Raw genomic sequence first — 17255 nt, forward strand, 5'->3', positions numbered from 1 at the left:
ATGACGCTGATCGACAATTTGTCTGAGCGCGCCGCCGATCTGTCGCGGCGCAATTTCCTCCGCACCAGCGCGATCGCAGGCGGCGGCCTGCTGCTCAGCGTGAGCCTGCCGTTCGCCAGCCGCGAGAGCGAAGCCGCGGCCGCCGGTCACTTCGCGCCGAATGCCTTCATCCGGATCGGCAGCGACGGCAAGGTCGTGTTGACCATGCCCTATGTCGAGATGGGGCAGGGCACCTACACCTCGATCCCGATGCTGATCGCCGAGGAGCTCGAGATCGGCCTGAAGCGGGTTCAGCTCGAGCACGCGCCGCCGAGCGACAAGCTCTATGCCAACCCGCTGCTCGGCGTGCAAGCCACCGGCAATTCGAATGCGATGCGCGGCGCCTGGCAGCCGATGCGGAAAGCCGGCGCCACGGCGAAGGCGATGCTGGTCGCGGCCGCGGCGAAACGCTGGAACGTCGAGCCCGGCGCGTGCCGCGCAGAGAACGGCGAGGTGCATCATGCGGCGTCGGGACGCAAGCTCGGTTACGGCGAACTGGCGGCCGACGCGGCGCAGATGCCGGTGCCGGAGAACGTGACGCTGAAGAGCCCGGCCGAGTTCAAGCTGATCGGCACGCCGGCCAAGCGGCTCGATACGCCCTCCAAGATCAACGGCTCGGAGGTCTACGGTATCGACGCGCGGCCGCCCGGCGTGAAGATCGCGACGCTGGCGCAGTCGCCGGTGTTCGGCGGGCGGGTCAAGCGCGTGGATGATGCGGCGGCGAAAGCCGTCAACGGCGTGCGCCGGATCGTGAAGCTCGATGACGCGGTCGCCGTGGTGGCCGATCACATGGGGGCGGCGAAGAAAGGTCTCGCGGCGATCACGATCGAGTGGGACGAGGGCGCTCACGCCAAGCTCGCCACGTCAGATATCGCGCGCGAGCTCGAAGCCGCCACTACGAAGCCCGGCGCGGTCGCGCAGAATATCGGCGACGCCGACAAGGCGCTGGCGGGCGCGGCGACGAAACTCGAGGCAAGCTATCAGCTGCCGTTCCTCGCCCATGCAACGATGGAGCCGATGAACTGCACCGTGCATGTTCGCGCCGACGGCTGCGAAATCTGGGTCGGCAACCAGGCGCTCTCGCGCGTGCAGGCGGTGGCCGCGAAGATGCTGGACCTGCCGCCGGAGAAGGTGGTGGTGCACAATCACCTGCTCGGCGGCGGTTTTGGCCGCAGGCTCGAGGTCGATGGTGTCATTCGCGCCGTACAGATCGCAAAGCAGGTCGATGCGCCGGTCAAGGTGGTATGGACCCGCGAGGAGGACATCCAGCACGACATGTACCGGCCGTACTGGTGCGACCGGATTGCGGTCGGCCTCGATGCAGCCGGCAAACCGGTGGCTTGGAACAACCGCTTCGCGGGTTCTTCCGTCATTGCGCGATGGGCGCCCCCGGCGTTCCGCAACGGTCTCGACCCCGACACGACAGAAGGCGCGATCAATCTCGTCTATGACATTCCGAACTTCCACGTCGAATATGTCCGGGTCGAGCCACCCGGCATTCCGACCGCGTTCTGGCGCAGCGTCGGGCCCTCGCACAACGTGTTCGTCACCGAAAGCATGATCGACGAGATGGCGGCGGCCGCCAAGCAGGACCCGGTCGAATATCGCAAGGCGCTGCTCGGCAAGTCGCCGCGCGCCAAGGCGGCGCTCGAGCTCGCGGCGGCCAAGGCCGGTTGGGGCGGCAAGCTGCCTGCCGGGCGTGGCCGCGGCGTGTCGCTGCAATTCGTGTTCGGCAGCTACCTCGCACAGGTCGCCGAGGTCGAGGTTGCCAAGGACGGTTCGATCCGTGTCCATCGCGTCGTCTGCGCGATGGATTGCGGCACCGTCGTCAATCCCGACACCGTGCAGGCGCAGCTGCAGAGCGGAGTCAATTTCGGGGTCACCGCCGCGCTCTATGGCGAAATCACGCTGAAGGACGGTCGCATCGAGCAGAGCAATTTCGACAGCTACCAGATGCTGCGGATCGATCAGGCCCCGGCCATCGAGGTCCATATCGTGCCGAGCACAGAGCCGCCGGGCGGCATGGGCGAGACCGGGACATCGGGAATCGTGCCTGCGATCAGCAATGCGATCTTCGCGGCGACCGGCAAGCGGCTGCGAAAGATGCCGGTCGATCCGGCGGTGTTGAAGCAGACGTGATCGATTGCGCGATACCCAGAGGGGGTATATAGCTGGTCGCGATTTGCAGCAGGCTGATTTGCGGCTGGCCTGCTGCTGGGTGCGATCGGAGCGATCGGGCGGGTGTTGGTGCGGTTGGACAGGTCAGGGCGGGTGCGGGCGGGGTGTTCCATCATCTTGGCCTATTTGTTTTGCGTTCTCGCCCCGTCCGTTGCGCTTGCATTCGGAGCGCCGTTTCCGTGCTTGACTGATGAGGTCCCGCCGGCCGCCGCCGCGCATGTGCACGGGATGACGAAGGTGCATGCCGAAGGCGTCGCGCACGATCATGCCGCACATGATCATGGTGGCATGCATGGCCAGCACGCGGCCAATGCCACCGACCAACATGCGAAGCACAGCCACGACGGCAAGAATGCGCCGGGACCATGCTGCGCGATGATGTGCGTGTCGGCGCTGCCGGCCGATCTTCCGTCCGTCACTGCTCCCTTGCACCCGATCGCGACCCGTCTCGCCGAGGCTCTTCAGAGCCTGCACAGCGAGGCGCCGGCGCGGCTCTATCGTCCCCCCATCGCCTGATCCTCAGCTGACATCGTGGCTGCGCCGCGCGCTCGCGTGCGCATGCCTGTCATTCATCTGACGATCGGGACAGACCCATGTATTCGCATTTCGGGGGGAGGCTCGCCGCCGTGGCCACACGGCTTGGCAACCGGCTTGGCTGGCGCGCGCCATCCACATTCGCGTTGCGGATCGCCTCCGCCATCCTCGCGGCCGGGTCGCTTGCCGGCTGCATGGCCAACGGCCGGCCGCTTGCCGCCGCAGGCGATCCGGCAAACCCGTCGGCGGGCAGCGCCAGCGTCGGCTACCGCTCGACGATCGCGCCCTACAGCAGCCTGCGTCCGGCGACGCCGCTGCCCTGGCGCGAGCGCAACGACGGCGTGACGCCGCCGACCAATTCGAATCGGTAGGAGGGCGCCATGCGACATCTGGCCATCGTGCCGATCCTGCTGCTGACATCCGCGCTCGCGGGATGCGCGTCATTCTCGCCCGACGGCGGCATGGGCGTCGTCTCCGAGGTCACCGCGCAGGCGATCGGCAAGGACATCGCCTTCGTTCGCACCAAAGACGAAGCCACAACTGTCGACGCCGCGGTGAAGCGGCTGCTGGCGCGCAACCTGACTGCGGATGCCGCCGTCCAGCTCGCGCTATTGAACAACAAGGGTTTGCAGGCCGCCTATAACGAGCTGGCGTTGGCGGAGACGGAACTCGTCGCCGACAGCCTGCCGCCCAACCCGACCTTCTCGGTTTCCCGGATCACCGGCAACGGCGCCAGCGAGGTCGAGCGGCAGGTGGTCGGCGACATCCTGGCGCTCGCGATGCTGCCGGCGCGCTCCGAGATCGCGCGCGAGCGCTTCCGCCAGGCGCAGCTCAAGGCTGCGCTCGCTACCTTGCGGCTCGCTGCCGAGGTGCGGCGCGGCCATGTCGCGGCGGTAGCGGCGAACGAGACGGTCGCGCTGCTGACGGATGCGAAGGCGACTGCCGAATCGACCGCGCAGCTCGCGAAGAAACTCGGCGAGACCGGCGGCATGAACAAGCTCGACCAGGCCCGCGAGCAGGTGTTCTACGCCGAGATCACGGCCGACCTCGCCAGCGCGCGGCAGAATGCGGCGAGCTCGCGCGAGCGGCTGGCGCGTCTCTTGGGATTGTGGGACGGCGATCTCGGCTTCCGGATTTCGAGCAAGCTGCCATTGCTGCCGAAGCGGCCACTGGAACAGCCGTCGATCGAGGTCGCCGCGGTCGGTCATCGCGTCGATCTGCAGATCGCACGGATGGAGATTGTCGCGCTCGCCAAGGCGCTCGATCTCACCGAAGCGACGCGCTTCGTCACGCTGCTCGACGTCGCCGGCATCGACAGGCGGACGCGCGATCCCGAGGGCCCGCCATTCAGGGAGCGCGGCTTCGACGTCCAGTTCCAGATCCCGATCTTCGACGGCGGCGAGGTGCGGGTGCGTCAGGCGGCCGAGACCTACCGGCAGGCTATGAACCGGCTGACCGAGAAGGCCATCAATGTCCGCTCCGAGGCGCGCGACGCCTATCGCGTCTACCGCTCGACTTACGACATCGCGAGCCACTACCAGCGCGAGGTGCTGCCGCTGCGGCAGATCATCACCGAGGAGATGCAGCTGCGCTTCTCCAGCATGCAGGTCGACGTGTTTGCGCTGCTGACCGAAGCGCGGCAACGGCTCGGCTCGCTGCGCGCAGCGATCGACGCCAAACGCGACTTCTGGCTGGCGCAATCCGACCTGCAGACCGCGATCAACGGCGACGGCCCGGCGGCCGCGCCATCGACACCATCCGCCATCACCTCGACCGCGCCTGCGGCCGGCGATCATTGAGAGGAGACGTAGATGTTTTCACGTCGAGGATTTTTGGGGAGCGCGGCGCTGGTCACGGCAAGCGCGGTCAGCGGCCGCGTTCAGGCTGCCGCCATTCCGGAGGCGCCGACCATGGACAGAGCGGTGATGCAGCCGCCGCTGCATCCGTCGAGCGGGCCCGACTACCGGCCTGTGGTGACGCTCAACGGCTGGTCACTGCCGTGGCGGATGAACGGCGACTGGAAGGAATTCCATCTCGTCGCCGAGCCGGTGGTGCGCGAATTCGCTGACGGCATGAAGGCCAATCTCTGGGGCTATAACGGCCAGGCGCCGGGACCGACGATCGAGGCGGTTGAAGGCGACAAGGTCCGCATCTTCGTCACCAACAAATTGCCTGAACATACCACGGTACACTGGCACGGCATGATCGTGCCGTCAGGCATGGACGGCGTCGGCGGCCTCAACCAGCCGCACATCAAGCCGGGCAAGACCTTCGTCTACGAGTTCGAGATGAAGCACAGCGGGACCTTCATGTACCACCCGCATTCCGACGAGATGGTGCAGATGGCGATGGGCATGATGGGCATGTTCATCGTGCACCCGCGCGATCCGGCGTTTCGTCCGGTCGACCGCGACTTCGTCTTCATCATGAGCAGCTACCTGATCGACCCCGGCACCTATCTGCCGAAGGTCAACGAGATGACCGACTTCAACATGTGGACCTGGAACAGCCGCGTCTATCCCGGCATCGATCCGATGCCGATCCGGCTTGGCGACCGGATCCGCGTGCGGATCGGCAATCTGACCATGACCAACCATCCGATCCATGTGCACGGACACAATTTCGCGGTGACCTGCACCGACGGCGGCTGGGTGCCGCAGAGCGCACAATATCCGGAGACCACGACCGACGTGCCGGTCGGCGCCGTCAGGGCGTTCGACATGCTCGCCGACAATCCGGGCGACTGGGCGTTTCACTGCCACAAGTCGCACCACACCATGAACGCGATGGGCCACGACATGCGCAATTTCATCGGCGTGTCGCGTCAGGATCTGGCGAAGGCGGTCGGCAAGCTCGCGCCCGACGCGATGGTGATGGGATCGACCGGGATGGCGATGGGCAACATGGAGATGCCGGCGCCCGACAACACGCTGCCGATGATGACCGGAACGGGACCGTTCGGGCCGATCGAGATGGGCGGCATGTTCACCGTGATGAAGATCCGCGACGGGCTCGGCCGCGACGATTACGCCGATCCCGGTCCATACAATTATCCATCGGGCACCGTTGCCTATGAGGTCGACGCGCCAGCCGCCGAGCCCGCGCGGCAGCCGCCGGCCGCGCCCGAGCGGAAGAGCAAGCCATCGATGAAGGGAATGAAGATGTAGCGGATCGACGCGACGTCCCACGAAAAGCAAGCATCAAACTCAAGATGGAGAGTCCATTGAAGAATCTCACAACGACCGTCATCGCCCTCGTTGCGCTGTCCATCACCGCGATGCCGTCGCGCGGTCACGAAAGACACGGTCACCAATCCTATTCGGCCGGTGAGCCCGGCGATCCGAGCAAGCCGTCGCGTACGGTCGAGGTCGAGATGAAGGAGATGGAGTTCACGCCGTTCCGCATCGAGGTCAAGCGCGGCGAACAGATTCGCTTCGTGATCAAGAATGGCGGCACCGAGGATCACGAATTCCTGCTCGCGACCACCGAGGAGAATTTGAAGCATGCCGAAGTCATGAAGAAGCATCCGCACATGGAGCATGACGATCCGAACGGCGTCCGCCTCGCGCCGAAGAAGAGCGCGGAGATCGTCTGGAAGTTCACCAAGGCCGGAACATTCGAATATTCGTGCCTGATTCCCGACCATCGCGACTACGGGATGACCGGCCGCGTCATCGTGAAATGAAACCAGCAACAAAAGAAAGGACAACAACGATGAACAGGATGATCCGGATGGCAGGCGCGATCACGCTCGCGCTGGCGCTGACATTGGGCGGCGCTTTCGCGCAGGCCGCAGCCATCAACGGCGAGGTCAAGAAGATCGACGAGGGCGCGGGCAAGATCACGCTCAAGCACGGCCCGGCCAAGAGCCTCGGCATGGACGAAGCGATGACGATGGTCTACCGGGTCAAGGATCCCGCGCTGCTCAAGCGGGTCAAGGTCGGCGACAAGGTCAAGTTCGAAGCCCAGGAGGGCGACGGCGGCTACACCGTCACCGCGATCCAGAAGGCGAAGTGAGGCGACATCGGTCTCGTCGCTCCGCGCACGATGGGCTGTCGGCTGAAACACCGCCGGCAGCCGCGCATGGCGGATTCAGCCGCACGTGCCGTGTTCTGCCGCCTGAGACGTGGGAGGGGAGGCAGGGGAATTCGCCTTGCATTTACCTTAAATGATGGCGCCGGGGGAACGTCCGTGGCAGCGGCGCGTTGCTGTGCATCATTCGTGCGCAGAAGGCCCCTCCATGACAGTCAACGCGGCAATACTGATGGCGGCATTGGTGCTGTCGGGAACCGTGTTGGCGCAGAGCTCCGGTCCGTCGGCCGGCTTGGCGGGAGCCGGGCAGGCCGCCAACGTCACCACCACCGGCCAGGCGCTGAACACCAGCAAGAAGACCGGCGACAGCGGCCCGCCGATCGCGACGGCCGCGCACCCGGCGAAGCCGGCTGACGGCAGCACGTTGGGCGCGAGCCGTCCGCAAAAGCCCGACCGGCGCCTCGAGCACTACCCGTAGGCTGCGGAGCCCAAGCAAGGCAATCACCTCCAGATGGGTTACCTATCCTATCGCAGCGACATCGATCAGCAAAAAGCCGGCGCAGTCATTGTGACTACACCGGCTTGATGTTTGAACGGTTCGCTTGCTCAGTAAACCAGGCCGGTGCCCGGGGGCTTCTCCAGCGCGGCGGCAAGCGAGCGATATTCGTCGCTGCTGGTGCCGGCGAGCTGGGCGATGCGGTTCAGGTGGTATTGCGCCTGATCGCGGTTGCCCTGTTCGACCTGCCAGAGGCCGTAATACTGCCAGGTGCGCACATGGGCCGGGTCGGCCTTGAGCGCGCGCTCGTACCAGATCTGCGAGACCTTGTAGTCGCCGAGCTTGCGATAGGAATAGCCGATCAGGTTGGCGACGTCGGCACGGTCATCTTGGCCGAGCGCCTTCAGCTGCTCGATCGCGGCGCTATAGTCGTGCTTGTCGTAGATCGTGGCATAGGCGGCGTGATAGCCGGCCAGGAACTTCTGATCGTCGATCGCGGAGCTCTTGTCCTTCTTCGCCTTCTTGCCCTTGCTGCCGCTGTCGGAAGCCGGCGGGGAGGGATTGTCGCCGCCTGCGGCGTAGGCCGAGATGACCGGCCCGGCGGCGAGGGTCATCGAGAGCACTGCGAGGCCCAAAAACTTCCAAAGAAACTTCGGCGACTTGCTCATTCCTGGTTGCTCCTGATCGTTCCTGATCGTGCTCGGTAATCCTACACCCAAGCCTGCTGACTTGAACACCCGAGGGTGCAGAACATTCCCGCCCGGGTCCACGATTGCGTGATCCCCGCCGGCAGGGGGCGGCCAACATGACCAAGATGTCATTCACATGAATGAATACCGTCAGCGCCCTTCAGAACGGGTTCAGTGCGCGGCCCATAAGGTCACGTGCATTGATCGGTGAGGCCGACCATCCGGCCGGAGACCTCTCGATCCCGCAGAGGAGACCACCATGCTGAAGACGATTTCCGCCGCGCTGCTCGCCATGTCCGTGATCGCAGCGCCCGCGCTCGCCGCTGAGGCCGGCAAGACTGCTGCGCCCGCGCCGGTGACCACGACCGCCCCGGCGGCCAAGGCCGCCCCCGTCATCAAGAGCGAGCAGCTGCCCTCGAAGGTGCGCAACGCCAACGCCAAGATGCACCACAAGCACTATCGCCATCACCACCACCACAAGCACATGGGCATGCTGAAGGTGAAGGCGCCGAAGCATGCGACCAAGCACGTCCACGCGAAGGTCGCCACCAAGCACGTCGCGCCGGCCAAGCGCGGCTGATCAAGCGGGGCTGAGCCTGATCCGAAGGGCGTCGTTCGATCCACATTGCCCCGCTGCGCCCTTGGGATGCAGAACCGGCCCGTCCGTCCATTGCTTCCCCAATGGCGGCGGGCCGGAGTGCGTCGGGGCTTCGGTTGCGAGGCTGGGCGCCGGCTCGGCGGGAACAACCGAGTTGCGAATTCCCCGCCTGGCGGTTTATGAGACGCGGCCGGGGACTCATGAAACAGCGTCGTTTACGGACCTCATCAAAACTGGCGGCGATCCTGCTGCTCTCGATCCCGCTTGCCGGCTGCCTCACCAGCGATGACGGCGGCGGCTCGACCACCTTTACCGACGATCGCGGCGTCGCCAACCAGCCGTTTCCGGACCGGTACCGCGACCAGATCCTGGCCTTCATGCGGACCTACCTGAACAATCCGGTCGGGGTCCGCGAAGCCGGGATCGCCGAGCCGGTGCAGCGCACGGTCGGCGGCCGGCTGCGCTATGTGGTGTGCCTGCGCTACAGCGCAAAGGATACCGACGGCAATTACCGCCCGGCCCGGGAGCGCGGCGTCCTGTTCGTCGACGGCCGGCTCGACCGCATCCTCGACAATGCCGCCGAGGCCTGCGCCGGCGCGTCCTACGCGCCATTTCCGGAACTGGAAAAAATGGCGCGCTAGGCATGATCCGGAAAAGTGTGAAGCGGTTTTCCCTCGCGACAAACGCGTAGCGTTTGCGCGAAGATCATGCCCGCGCTGTAGAGCGCGGCGGCTCGTCGCAACAAGCCTGATCGAATCCTTAGCGAACTCCGATCACTTTTCGGGGAGCGCTGAACTTCAACTTAGCCGTTTGCGACTTACATACAGCCGAAATGCGGCTGCTTAACCGGTGAAAAAACCTTCTGTGGCAAGGAACAAACGGGCGTTGTTGCGACCCCGTCACAGCTCGGAAACATCACAGGTCAGGCATTGCCCCAAAGCAACCTAATTGGCGTCACGTTGTTTGGCTTAACAGCGCAGCGTTCGTAACGGGGATCAGAGATGAAGAAGTTTTTGCTCGGCACAGTCGCGCTGGCCGCCCTTGCGGGCCCGGCATTTGCGGCTGACATGCCGGCCCGCACTTATACCAAGGCACCGCCGCCCTATACCGCCCCGGCGCTCGTCTACAACTGGACCGGTTTTTATATCGGCGGCCATGTCGGCGGCGCGTTCACCGACGGCACCAATCTGATGGGCAGCGACGCGCGCTTCATGGGTGGCGTGCAGGGCGGCTTCGACTATCAGTTTGCGCCGAACTGGGTGATGGGTATCGAGGCGCAGTATTCCTGGCTGCCGAGTTCCTCGAACAATGGCCTGACGTTCCCCGCCGGAACGGTCGTGACCGGCAATACCGACCAGCTCGGTTCGGTGACCGGCCGCCTCGGCTACACTTGGGGTCCGGCGCTGCTCTACGCCAAGGGCGGCTACGCCTGGCGCGACAATAACAACATCACGGCGTCGGTCGGCGGCGTGCCGGCGGCCTTCACCACCGATGGCGGTCACAAGGATGGTTACACGGTCGGCGCGGGCCTCGAATACATGTTCGCCCCGAACTGGTCGGCGAAGGCCGAGTACCAGTACTACAATTTCGGCAAGACGACCTTCACCAGCGGTCCGGCCGACATTGTCGGTACAAGCTTCCGGAACGACGAACATACTGTCAAGCTCGGGGTCAACTACCGCTTCGGCTGGGGCGGTCCGGTGGGCTCCCGCTACTGATCCGTCATCGTATCGTCGAGATCGAAAGGCCGGCCTTCGGGTCGGCCTTTTTCGTTGGCCTGCCGCGTGCCCGCGCTCCCACATTCACCCGATGTTCAGGCCTGATCGTGCAATGCAAAAAATAATTCCTGCATTGCACGGAACTTTCATCGTGATGCGCTATTGTGGGATCGCCGGGCTGGTGGACAAACAAACATGCGTAGCTTTGCGTTAGGGCTGATCATCTCTGCGGTCTCCGTGCCGTGCTTTGCCCAGACCATCCTCAAATCCGAACCCTTGGCACTCGCGCCTTACGAGGTCGTGTTCGTGCAGGACGCCTCCTGCGCGGCCGGCAAGGTGCTCAAGGTGACCGGGTCGATCCGCGGTCTGCATCGGCGGAAAATCTGCGTCTCGCTCGCCGCCGAACAGGCGTCGCTGGCGACGGCGACGCCGTAACGGCAGCGCGACGGCTGCATCGACATCCGGTCCGCCCATGCGCACCGGACGACCCACTGTCCCTCAGTTCAACCGCGGCTCCAGACGCGCTTCGCGTTCGGCATCGGCCTTGTTCTTGGCCGGATCCTCGTTCGGCTCGGGTTGGCACGGCCGGATTTCGTAGTCATTGTCCAGCACCGGGCGCGGCGAGGACTTCTCCTCCTCGGAGACGGTATCCACCACCAGGCCCGATTTCCAGGCAAGCTTCCAGACGTCCGCCTCGGTCGGGTAGGTCTTGCTCAGCTTGGCGTCTTGATAGAACAGCGCGTACGGCATTCGTCGTTTCCCCAAACAACCGACAACGCCAAGGCACGTCCCGGGTTTCACGCAAGATCGCCGTTCCGATCACGGAACTGTGAGCTAAGATTCCGGACAACCGTCTGAAAACATGGGTCATTTCAGGCCTTTCGCCGGAGGGGCCTGAGTCCTTAATGAGCGGTAAACCCCGGAAAAAAGAATCCCCGGGACTCCCCGGGTAGAATCGCCGGATGCTCCGAGCCATGAGAGCGATCCACCAGCCCCCCTACGAACGCGTGCAGCTCGCGCTTGCGGTTGTGCTGCTCGCAGCCTGTGCCGCCAACGTGGCGCTGGTCTGGTCGTGGCTTTAGGGAAACTGGCTCCGGCCAAAACCTGTATGTAGCGGCCCACGCGAAAACGCCGTGGCCGCGCGACGCCTGTAACGATTGACGGGCCGGCCGTTCCTTCCATCATTGCCGCCAGAACAAGTGCCCGCCGCAGCCTGCGCGGACGGGCCGCGATCGGGGTGGAGCTGTCATGATCGAGATGCTGAAGGAACGGGTCAATTGCGACGCCGGCCTGGTGCGGCGCGGCCGCTACCTCACCACGACATTCCTGCTCGAGATCGGCAAGGCCGCCTGGCTGATTGCGATCCATGAAGGCCGCATCGTCGCGGTGACGAAGGGCCCGTTCGTGATGCCGTCGTCGTCCTTTGCGCTGCGCACCTCGGACGAGGAATGGGAGCGGTTCTGCGAAAAGCGGCCGCCACCGGGCTCCAACGACCTGATGGCGCTGATCAAGCGCCGCGTGCTGAAGGCCGAGGGCGAGCTGCAGATCTTCATGGCGAACCTGCGTTACTTCAAGGAGGCGCTCGGCAAGCTGCGCCGCGAGGGAGCCGCCGCATGAGCGCCAAATTCGAACCGATCACCGGCCGCTACATGCATCTCGAACTGTCAGGCCGGGCGCACCGCGTCTATGTCGAGGAGGCCGGCGAGGGCACGCCGCTGCTCTGCCTGCACACCGCGGGCGCCGACGGGCGGCAATATCGCGGCCTGATGAACGATGTCAGCGTTACGCGCAACCATCGCGTCATCGCCTTCGACATGCCCTGGCACGGCAAGTCGTCGCCGCCCAAGGGCTGGCACGACGAGGAATACCAGCTCACCTCGGCGCAATACATGGCGATGATCCTGGCCGTGATGGAGGCGCTCGATCTCGACCGGCCGATCGTGATCGGCTGCTCGATCGGCGGCCGGATCGCGCTGCATCTCGCGCTCGAGCATCCCGAACGCTTCCGCGCGATCATCGGCCTGCAGGCCGGCGCGCATGTCGATCCCTATTACGACCTGAACTTCCTGCACCGGCCGGACGTGCATGGCGGCGAGGTCGCAGCCGCCATCGTCTCGGGTCTGGTTGGGCCCGACGCGCCCGACAAAGAGCGGTGGGAGACGCTGTGGCACTACATGCAGGGCGGTCCGGGCGTGTTCAAGGGTGACCTCTATTTCTACAAGATCGACGGCGATATCCGCTCCCGCGTCGCCGAGATCGACACCAAACGCTGCCCGCTGTTCCTGCTGTCGGGCGAATACGACTATTCCTGCACGCCGGAGGAGACGCTGGCGGTGGCGAACAGCATTGCCGGCAGTGAGGCCACCATTATGAAGGGCCTCGGGCATTTCCCGATGAGCGAGAACCCGGGCGAGTTCTTGAAGCATCTGCTGCCGGTGCTAGAGAAGATTGGCGGCGGCTAGAGCGTTTTCAAGCGAAGTGGATACCGGTTCGCGCTCAGAAAACGCGTCAGAACAAGATTCGCCACTCTCGACCTCGTATGGCGCGGTGTGACAGACTGCGCAATTGCACGAAAAGGTTACGCGGGAGGTCTCCATGCTTCCGAAGGCTGAAGCGGCATATTTCGCGATTGCCGATATTTCCGGCTATACCAACTTCCTCGCGGCGGTCGAGCTCGACCACGCGCAGGACATCATCGCCGATTTCATGGACGTGGTGGTGAAAGGGTTGCGCCCGCCATTTCGCCTCGCCAAGTTCGAGGGCGACGCCGCCTTCGTCTACTCGACCGGGACAATCGACGGCTCGCTGCTGCAGGACGCGATCGAGGGCGCCTATTTCAAATTCCGCCGGCGCCTGCGTGACGTCCGCCAGGCCTCGACCTGCGAGTGCAAGGCCTGCGTCGCGATGGGCGATCTCGATTTCAAATTTGTCGTCCATCACGGCGAGATGGTGAAGCAGAAGATGGGCGGCAGGGAAGAGCTCGCCGGGCGCGACGTCATTCTGGTCCACCGGCTGCTCAAGAACACGGTTGGCGAGAAGGTCGGCGGGCGTGCCTACGCGCTCTACAGCGACGCGGCGATCCGTGCCATGGGCGTCGACCCGGTGGCACAAGGTCTGATCCCGCATCAGGAAACCATCGACATCATCGGCGATGTGATGCTGTGGGCGCGCGATCTCGAGGCGGCGTGGCAGCAGGACGACGCGCAAACGCGGCTGGAGGTGACGCGCGAAGACGCCTACGCGATACTGGAGTTCGACATCGCCGCGCCGCGGCAGACGGTATGGGAGTTCATTACCGTACCCGGGCAATGGCGGAAATGGTGGGACGCCGACGACATCATCGAGGAGTCAGGCAAGGGGCGACGCGGTGTCGGCACCAAAAATCATTGCGCGCACGGCAACCATACCAACGTCGAGGAGACGCTCGACTGGCGTCCGGTCGATTACTTCACGGTCGGGATCACGCTGCCGGTACCCGGAGCGCCGCGTATCATCATGACCCGGGCCGTTCTCGACGGCCCGGACGGAACGTCGCGTTTCGAGCTGCGGATCGCCAAGCCGAAGCCGAAGGACCGGGCGTTCCTCGATGGCGCCGCGGCCAAATTCGCCGAACGGATGACCCAGGCCGTGGCCGGCCTCCGATCAATGGTGGAAGGCAAGCAGCCTGCCGTTGACGCTGTGGAGGAGCCGACGCTGGCGCGATCGAGCGGACGCTTCCTGAGCGAGCCGGTGAAACCGGGCGCGCGCGGCTGAAGTTCAGCGAACGAGTCGGAGATTAAAGGGGCCGGTTACTTGCCGGAGCGCGGCAGCTCGCTGTTGTCGCGGATCGCGGCGCGGACCTTGGCCATGGTCGTGGTGCAGTATTCCTCGCGCTCCCTCAGGAAACGCTGCTGCTGCGCGCGGAACTTGGCAACACGCTCCCGCACCTCGGATCCGAAGTCGCCGCGGATGTCGAGCTTGGCAAACTGCGGCGGCTGCGCCGGCGGCGGCGGGACTTCGACGACGGTCACAGCCAAAGGCTGTGGAGCGGGGGGCAGGCCTTCGATCACGGTCGGCACCGGAAGCGGTGGCGGCATGAGTGCAGCTTGCACCTCAGCCTCAGGCTTGACGCTGAGCGTGGCGATGGCCTCGACCAAGGCCTGTTCAGCGGCGGTCTGCAACGCGGCAGCGGGTGCAACTGGTGCGGCGGGTGGCGTGGCGGTCGGCTGGGCGGCAGGCGGCGTCACCGTCCGCGGGGCAGGCGTCGGCAGTTCGGCGTCGGGCAGCTTGCCCTTCACCGACTGTACGAAAGCCATTGTCTGCGCGATCAGGAGATCGCGTTCCTTCATCCACTTCATGGTGCACCTTGAGCCCGCGGATTGCATCAGAGCAACCCCGCGGAAGCAAGCGCTCGCCATCATGATGGTTGACGAAGACGCTTGTTTTGCAGGCACGGTGACAAAATTGTGACGCGCCTGGGCGCGAGGACGGTCAGCGCTGGCGGGGATTGGTGTTCGGGACGAACGGGGTACCGACGATCCGGACCGGTGTCTGGGCCAGTGCGTGGCTTGGGACCGGCGCCTGATTCGCGGCCGGCCGGAGCGCGGTGCTGGCCGGCGCGGGCGCCGGATCGAGCACGGCGACGATGCCGGCGGCGGCTACGCTCAGCAGCGTGAAGCTGCCCAGAAGCATCAAATTGCGGTTGGTTTCGTGCACCCTCATGCGGGGAAAATCGCGTGAGGGGGCATAATGTTCCGAACAAATCCTCAGGTGCTTTCGCGCGGTTTGGCCTCGAGCTTGAGACGGTGCGGCAGGAGCAGACCTGAAAGCTCAAGTCGCGAGTCCATCAGCCTAGTGAGCTATCGCCTCGACAGGTGCCGGTTCGATGCTGCGGGCCTCGATCAGGTCGGCGTAGCGGCCATACTCATCGGCCATTTCGAGCAGCTTTTCACGCACCGCGGCGTCGGTGACCTGGCGGGCCAGCCGTCGCGCCTGGTCGGACTGGAAGCGATAATGGGCTGTGTCGGACATCGTAGGCTCCTCACACATGTGTAAGGGCCGTCCGGCAAAGGTTCATCAAGACGTCACTCAAGGGAGGACGTCATTGAAGGGCAGGCGCTATTGAAGGGTGCTGGACCGATCGGTCGCCGTAGCCGCGACCGGGTGGCCGGCCTTGTCCTCGCGGACCTCGACCTCGAACCAACCCATCTCCTTGAGCTCGCGCGCCTTCTTCTCGGCCGCGTCTTCGCTGTCGCGCTTCAGCACGATTTGACTGGTGCCATCCCGGGCAAGGATCAAATAGGTCATTGGCTGAGTCCCATCCCGCATTCTGCATACCCCAATTCGGGTCGCAAGGACAGAAACAAGGCAAGGGATGGGTGATCCTACGGGGATGATCCCACGATTCCTGCCAATGCACAGGGCGTCCGGCTATTCCAGACGGCTGTCGATATCGGCCGGCAACGCCCGATGATCGCCGATATCCGAGACGCGCTTGAGACCAGCGGAAGCTTGATTGGCGAGCTGTCTGCTGCTGGCTTCCAGCGGCAGGTGTACAAGTTGCGTTTCGTAGAGCGCACTGAGATGACGGATATCATCCTGCTTCGCTTGCGAGCCTGCCGCGCAAGGCTCCTTCGATGAGTCACCGGAGTCTTGCGTGTTCCGCAGGTGCCGTCGGTGATGCGAGGCATCTCGTCGAGACCGGAAGACTACGGCTTCCGTCAAACGTTGTGGGTAATCCAAGCGAGGCTCTTTGATTGAGCCGCAAATACATGCTCGGCTTGGATCAAGGACAATGTGCGGCGCAAGCCGTGTAGACATGGATGGAGGACTCGATGCCCAGGCACTTCGGTTTGAAGGCAATATCGGCGGCAGGACGGTCGGCATTCACGGGATCATCAAGAGATTTGCAGCAGCGGACCGCGTCGGCATCTGCGTCGAAGAACCGTGCTTCGGTCAGTTCGCCGACGTCAAAACCCGCTTCGCCATGCTCGGAGCTGCCGTATTCTCCTACGAGTTGGCGGGGCTGCTGCGGTCGACGGTCGATCTCGGCCGACTGAAGCTGCGCGCGACGAGGCATGGCTGGCCAGTCTTTATAGTTCGGACGGCTTGTGTTTCTTGTCGCGCTTCAGGTCCAGGCGATCGACGCGTTCATCGATCAGTCGATTCAGTCTCTCGTCCCGCAGCGTATCCTTCCTGTACAACCCGCCATGCAGGCGATAGGCGATCAGGAGCAGGACAACAGCAACGCCGACGAGATAGTAGGACCAGTTCATCATCAGAACCGCGCCTGGCAGTGTCCATTGTGAAACAGCGAGCGTCGGCAACTCTGCCAGGCCGCACTACCGGCGGCTCGCCAACATCACCGCAGGGTCAGCTCAATTGGCGCCCGCGAGGATGAACAGATTGTTGTAGACGGGCAGTGCGATGAGGGCGACCACATAAGCCATCTGGCGTTCGCTGTTGCCGTGCCAGAGCAACCATATCACGAGGTAGGTCAAACCCAGCTTGGCAACAAGCCACCATTCACCCAGCCACTCCTGGGTCAGCCACATGAACGGGTTCAGTTCGCCCATTCCCCGCTGTAAGATCTCGTTGGTGGTTATCAGATCCGAGTAGCCCATCAGCAGGGCGCAGACCAACAGCATTGCCTTCAGCAACGACGTCCTCGCCCGCAACTGCTTTTTCGTCATCCGGTGCCTGCCCGAAATCCGCCTGTAGCTCCCTGTCGCTCAATTTTGCGGAATGATTGCAGCGAGTGCAAGCCTCCACCACCCGGTTGTCCAACGCTCCGCCCTCCAAGGCGACCACGTTGGGTACCCCGTACGGAGGCACGGTCAACTGACCCGTCCCGTTGATTTCGTGAAAAACTGGTGCCGGCTGAGGGGATTGAACCCCCGACCTTCAGTTTACAAAACTGCTGCTCTACCGCTGAGCTAAGCCGGCGACATGGGAATGATTTGCGCGCTCGCATAGCAGACTTGGTGCGCCGG

General features: G+C 64.2%; 25 protein-coding genes and 1 tRNA gene. 15 read left to right on the forward strand and 11 right to left on the reverse strand.

The window, feature by feature from the left end; all coding sequences use genetic code 11:
- From HAP47_RS16740 to HAP47_RS16775, 8 genes are all read left to right on the forward strand, one after another.
- Nucleotides 1-2178 (forward strand): xanthine dehydrogenase family protein molybdopterin-binding subunit, encoded by a 2178-nt coding sequence (locus HAP47_RS16740; protein WP_173637298.1) that lies wholly within the window; start codon nt 1-3, stop codon nt 2176-2178.
- Between the two features lie 222 nt (nt 2179-2400).
- On the forward strand, nt 2401-2733 hold the full coding sequence (locus HAP47_RS16745; RefSeq protein WP_231168906.1) for a hypothetical protein: 333 nt from the start codon (nt 2401-2403) through the stop codon (nt 2731-2733).
- A gap of 77 nt (nt 2734-2810) precedes the next feature.
- Nucleotides 2811-3122 (forward strand): hypothetical protein, encoded by a 312-nt coding sequence (locus tag HAP47_RS16750; protein WP_173637297.1) that lies wholly within the window; start codon nt 2811-2813, stop codon nt 3120-3122.
- Nucleotides 3123-3131: 9 nt separating this feature from the next.
- Nucleotides 3132-4550 (forward strand): TolC family protein, encoded by a 1419-nt coding sequence (locus tag HAP47_RS16755; protein WP_173637296.1) that lies wholly within the window; start codon nt 3132-3134, stop codon nt 4548-4550.
- Nucleotides 4551-4562: 12 nt separating this feature from the next.
- The gene (locus tag HAP47_RS16760) at nt 4563-5918 is read left to right on the forward strand and encodes a multicopper oxidase family protein (protein ID WP_173637295.1); all 1356 of its coding nucleotides are present in this window, start codon (nt 4563-4565) and stop codon (nt 5916-5918) included.
- Between the two features lie 44 nt (nt 5919-5962).
- A complete protein-coding gene (locus HAP47_RS16765) occupies nt 5963-6436 on the forward strand; it encodes a cupredoxin domain-containing protein (protein WP_173637294.1) in 474 nt (157 codons plus the stop codon).
- Nucleotides 6437-6465: 29 nt separating this feature from the next.
- Entirely contained in the window at nt 6466-6768 is a 303-nt protein-coding gene (locus tag HAP47_RS16770; protein ID WP_173637293.1) for a copper-binding protein, read from the forward strand.
- A 223-nt stretch (nt 6769-6991) separates the two neighbouring features.
- On the forward strand, nt 6992-7261 hold the full coding sequence (locus HAP47_RS16775; RefSeq protein WP_173637292.1) for a hypothetical protein: 270 nt from the start codon (nt 6992-6994) through the stop codon (nt 7259-7261).
- A gap of 128 nt (nt 7262-7389) precedes the next feature.
- Here HAP47_RS16775 and HAP47_RS16780 read toward each other — a convergent pair whose 3' ends face one another.
- Nucleotides 7390-7947 (reverse strand): tetratricopeptide repeat protein, encoded by a 558-nt coding sequence (locus HAP47_RS16780; RefSeq protein WP_173637291.1) that lies wholly within the window; start codon nt 7945-7947, stop codon nt 7390-7392.
- A 280-nt stretch (nt 7948-8227) separates the two neighbouring features.
- Here HAP47_RS16780 and HAP47_RS16785 point away from each other — a divergent pair, with 280 nt between their 5' ends.
- The 4 genes from HAP47_RS16785 to HAP47_RS16800 all read left to right on the forward strand — a co-directional run bounded on the left by HAP47_RS16785 (nt 8228) and on the right by HAP47_RS16800 (nt 10719).
- Nucleotides 8228-8548 carry a His-rich protein BRANT gene (locus tag HAP47_RS16785; protein ID WP_173637290.1) on the forward strand — a complete coding sequence of 107 codons (321 nt, stop codon included), beginning with the start codon at nt 8228-8230 and terminating at the stop codon, nt 8546-8548.
- 218 nt (nt 8549-8766) lie between these two features.
- Complete coding sequence (locus HAP47_RS16790; RefSeq protein WP_173637289.1) at nt 8767-9207, forward strand: hypothetical protein; 441 nt, start codon at nt 8767-8769, stop codon at nt 9205-9207.
- A 360-nt stretch (nt 9208-9567) separates the two neighbouring features.
- Nucleotides 9568-10284 carry an outer membrane protein gene (locus tag HAP47_RS16795; protein ID WP_173637288.1) on the forward strand — a complete coding sequence of 239 codons (717 nt, stop codon included), beginning with the start codon at nt 9568-9570 and terminating at the stop codon, nt 10282-10284.
- A gap of 195 nt (nt 10285-10479) precedes the next feature.
- Complete coding sequence (locus HAP47_RS16800) at nt 10480-10719, forward strand: DUF6719 family protein (protein WP_173637287.1); 240 nt, start codon at nt 10480-10482, stop codon at nt 10717-10719.
- Nucleotides 10720-10782: 63 nt separating this feature from the next.
- On the opposite strand, the gene HAP47_RS16805 is transcribed toward HAP47_RS16800, so the two are convergent.
- A complete protein-coding gene (locus tag HAP47_RS16805) occupies nt 10783-11034 on the reverse strand; it encodes a hypothetical protein (protein ID WP_173637286.1) in 252 nt (83 codons plus the stop codon).
- A gap of 498 nt (nt 11035-11532) precedes the next feature.
- Between HAP47_RS16805 and HAP47_RS16810 the strand changes: the two genes are divergently transcribed.
- The 3 genes from HAP47_RS16810 (at nt 11533) to HAP47_RS16820 (ending at nt 14037) form a co-directional block, all read left to right on the forward strand.
- Nucleotides 11533-11901, forward strand: coding sequence for a hypothetical protein (locus HAP47_RS16810; RefSeq protein ID WP_210285206.1), 369 nt, complete (start codon nt 11533-11535; stop codon nt 11899-11901).
- Nucleotides 11898-12746 carry an alpha/beta fold hydrolase gene (locus HAP47_RS16815; protein ID WP_173637285.1) on the forward strand — a complete coding sequence of 283 codons (849 nt, stop codon included), beginning with the start codon at nt 11898-11900 and terminating at the stop codon, nt 12744-12746. Before HAP47_RS16810 ends, HAP47_RS16815 begins: the two co-directional genes overlap by 4 nt.
- 133 nt (nt 12747-12879) lie before the next feature.
- Complete coding sequence (locus HAP47_RS16820) at nt 12880-14037, forward strand: DUF2652 domain-containing protein (protein WP_173637284.1); 1158 nt, start codon at nt 12880-12882, stop codon at nt 14035-14037.
- A gap of 35 nt (nt 14038-14072) precedes the next feature.
- Here the strand turns inward: HAP47_RS16820 and HAP47_RS16825 are convergent, their stop codons facing one another.
- The 9 genes from HAP47_RS16825 to HAP47_RS16865 all read right to left on the reverse strand — a co-directional run bounded on the left by HAP47_RS16825 (nt 14073) and on the right by HAP47_RS16865 (nt 17208).
- Entirely contained in the window at nt 14073-14621 is a 549-nt protein-coding gene (locus HAP47_RS16825) for a hypothetical protein (RefSeq protein ID WP_173637283.1), read from the reverse strand.
- 133 nt (nt 14622-14754) lie between these two features.
- A complete protein-coding gene (locus tag HAP47_RS16830) occupies nt 14755-14985 on the reverse strand; it encodes a hypothetical protein (protein ID WP_173637282.1) in 231 nt (76 codons plus the stop codon).
- A gap of 129 nt (nt 14986-15114) precedes the next feature.
- Nucleotides 15115-15294 carry a hypothetical protein gene (locus tag HAP47_RS16835; protein ID WP_173637281.1) on the reverse strand — a complete coding sequence of 60 codons (180 nt, stop codon included), beginning with the start codon at nt 15292-15294 and terminating at the stop codon, nt 15115-15117.
- A gap of 87 nt (nt 15295-15381) precedes the next feature.
- A complete protein-coding gene (locus HAP47_RS16840; protein ID WP_173637280.1) occupies nt 15382-15570 on the reverse strand; it encodes a hypothetical protein in 189 nt (62 codons plus the stop codon).
- Nucleotides 15571-15693: 123 nt separating this feature from the next.
- Complete coding sequence (locus HAP47_RS16845) at nt 15694-16005, reverse strand: hypothetical protein (RefSeq protein WP_173637279.1); 312 nt, start codon at nt 16003-16005, stop codon at nt 15694-15696.
- Between the two features lie 43 nt (nt 16006-16048).
- The gene (locus HAP47_RS16850) at nt 16049-16342 is read right to left on the reverse strand and encodes a hypothetical protein (RefSeq protein WP_173637278.1); all 294 of its coding nucleotides are present in this window, start codon (nt 16340-16342) and stop codon (nt 16049-16051) included.
- A gap of 13 nt (nt 16343-16355) precedes the next feature.
- Nucleotides 16356-16541, reverse strand: coding sequence for a hypothetical protein (locus HAP47_RS16855; protein WP_231168907.1), 186 nt, complete (start codon nt 16539-16541; stop codon nt 16356-16358).
- Nucleotides 16542-16640: 99 nt separating this feature from the next.
- Nucleotides 16641-16955, reverse strand: coding sequence for a DUF5658 family protein (locus tag HAP47_RS16860; RefSeq protein WP_231168908.1), 315 nt, complete (start codon nt 16953-16955; stop codon nt 16641-16643).
- 178 nt (nt 16956-17133) lie between these two features.
- Nucleotides 17134-17208, reverse strand: a tRNA-Thr gene (locus HAP47_RS16865).
- Between the last annotated feature and the right edge of the window lie 47 nt (nt 17209-17255).

The organism is Bradyrhizobium sp. 41S5, assembly GCF_011516665.3.
GTDB classification, from domain to species: domain Bacteria; phylum Pseudomonadota; class Alphaproteobacteria; order Rhizobiales; family Xanthobacteraceae; genus Bradyrhizobium; species Bradyrhizobium quebecense.

Excerpts from the sequence above, each read along its gene's own strand:
- HAP47_RS16855 (WP_231168907.1), bottom strand. The coding sequence starts at position 16,541 with ATGATGAACTGGTCCTACTATCTCGTCGGCGTTGCTGTTGTCCTGCTC.
- HAP47_RS16740 (WP_173637298.1), top strand. The coding sequence starts at position 1 with ATGACGCTGATCGACAATTTGTCTGAGCGCGCCGCCGATCTGTCGCGG.
- HAP47_RS16750 (WP_173637297.1), top strand. The coding sequence starts at position 2,811 with ATGTATTCGCATTTCGGGGGGAGGCTCGCCGCCGTGGCCACACGGCTT.
- HAP47_RS16770 (WP_173637293.1), top strand. The coding sequence starts at position 6,466 with ATGAACAGGATGATCCGGATGGCAGGCGCGATCACGCTCGCGCTGGCG.
- HAP47_RS16830 (WP_173637282.1), bottom strand. The coding sequence starts at position 14,985 with ATGAGGGTGCACGAAACCAACCGCAATTTGATGCTTCTGGGCAGCTTC.
- HAP47_RS16775 (WP_173637292.1), top strand. The coding sequence starts at position 6,992 with ATGACAGTCAACGCGGCAATACTGATGGCGGCATTGGTGCTGTCGGGA.
- HAP47_RS16850 (WP_173637278.1), bottom strand. The coding sequence starts at position 16,342 with ATGCCTCGTCGCGCGCAGCTTCAGTCGGCCGAGATCGACCGTCGACCG.
- HAP47_RS16760 (WP_173637295.1), top strand. The coding sequence starts at position 4,563 with ATGTTTTCACGTCGAGGATTTTTGGGGAGCGCGGCGCTGGTCACGGCA.
- HAP47_RS16805 (WP_173637286.1), bottom strand. The coding sequence starts at position 11,034 with ATGCCGTACGCGCTGTTCTATCAAGACGCCAAGCTGAGCAAGACCTAC.
- HAP47_RS16840 (WP_173637280.1), bottom strand. The coding sequence starts at position 15,570 with ATGACCTATTTGATCCTTGCCCGGGATGGCACCAGTCAAATCGTGCTG.
- HAP47_RS16755 (WP_173637296.1), top strand. The coding sequence starts at position 3,132 with ATGCGACATCTGGCCATCGTGCCGATCCTGCTGCTGACATCCGCGCTC.
- HAP47_RS16860 (WP_231168908.1), bottom strand. The coding sequence starts at position 16,955 with ATGACGAAAAAGCAGTTGCGGGCGAGGACGTCGTTGCTGAAGGCAATG.
- HAP47_RS16800 (WP_173637287.1), top strand. The coding sequence starts at position 10,480 with ATGCGTAGCTTTGCGTTAGGGCTGATCATCTCTGCGGTCTCCGTGCCG.
- HAP47_RS16780 (WP_173637291.1), bottom strand. The coding sequence starts at position 7,947 with ATGAGCAAGTCGCCGAAGTTTCTTTGGAAGTTTTTGGGCCTCGCAGTG.
- HAP47_RS16785 (WP_173637290.1), top strand. The coding sequence starts at position 8,228 with ATGCTGAAGACGATTTCCGCCGCGCTGCTCGCCATGTCCGTGATCGCA.
- HAP47_RS16820 (WP_173637284.1), top strand. The coding sequence starts at position 12,880 with ATGCTTCCGAAGGCTGAAGCGGCATATTTCGCGATTGCCGATATTTCC.
- HAP47_RS16810 (WP_210285206.1), top strand. The coding sequence starts at position 11,533 with ATGATCGAGATGCTGAAGGAACGGGTCAATTGCGACGCCGGCCTGGTG.
- HAP47_RS16815 (WP_173637285.1), top strand. The coding sequence starts at position 11,898 with ATGAGCGCCAAATTCGAACCGATCACCGGCCGCTACATGCATCTCGAA.
- HAP47_RS16765 (WP_173637294.1), top strand. The coding sequence starts at position 5,963 with ATGGAGAGTCCATTGAAGAATCTCACAACGACCGTCATCGCCCTCGTT.
- HAP47_RS16835 (WP_173637281.1), bottom strand. The coding sequence starts at position 15,294 with ATGTCCGACACAGCCCATTATCGCTTCCAGTCCGACCAGGCGCGACGG.
- HAP47_RS16795 (WP_173637288.1), top strand. The coding sequence starts at position 9,568 with ATGAAGAAGTTTTTGCTCGGCACAGTCGCGCTGGCCGCCCTTGCGGGC.
- HAP47_RS16790 (WP_173637289.1), top strand. The coding sequence starts at position 8,767 with ATGAAACAGCGTCGTTTACGGACCTCATCAAAACTGGCGGCGATCCTG.
- HAP47_RS16825 (WP_173637283.1), bottom strand. The coding sequence starts at position 14,621 with ATGAAGTGGATGAAGGAACGCGATCTCCTGATCGCGCAGACAATGGCT.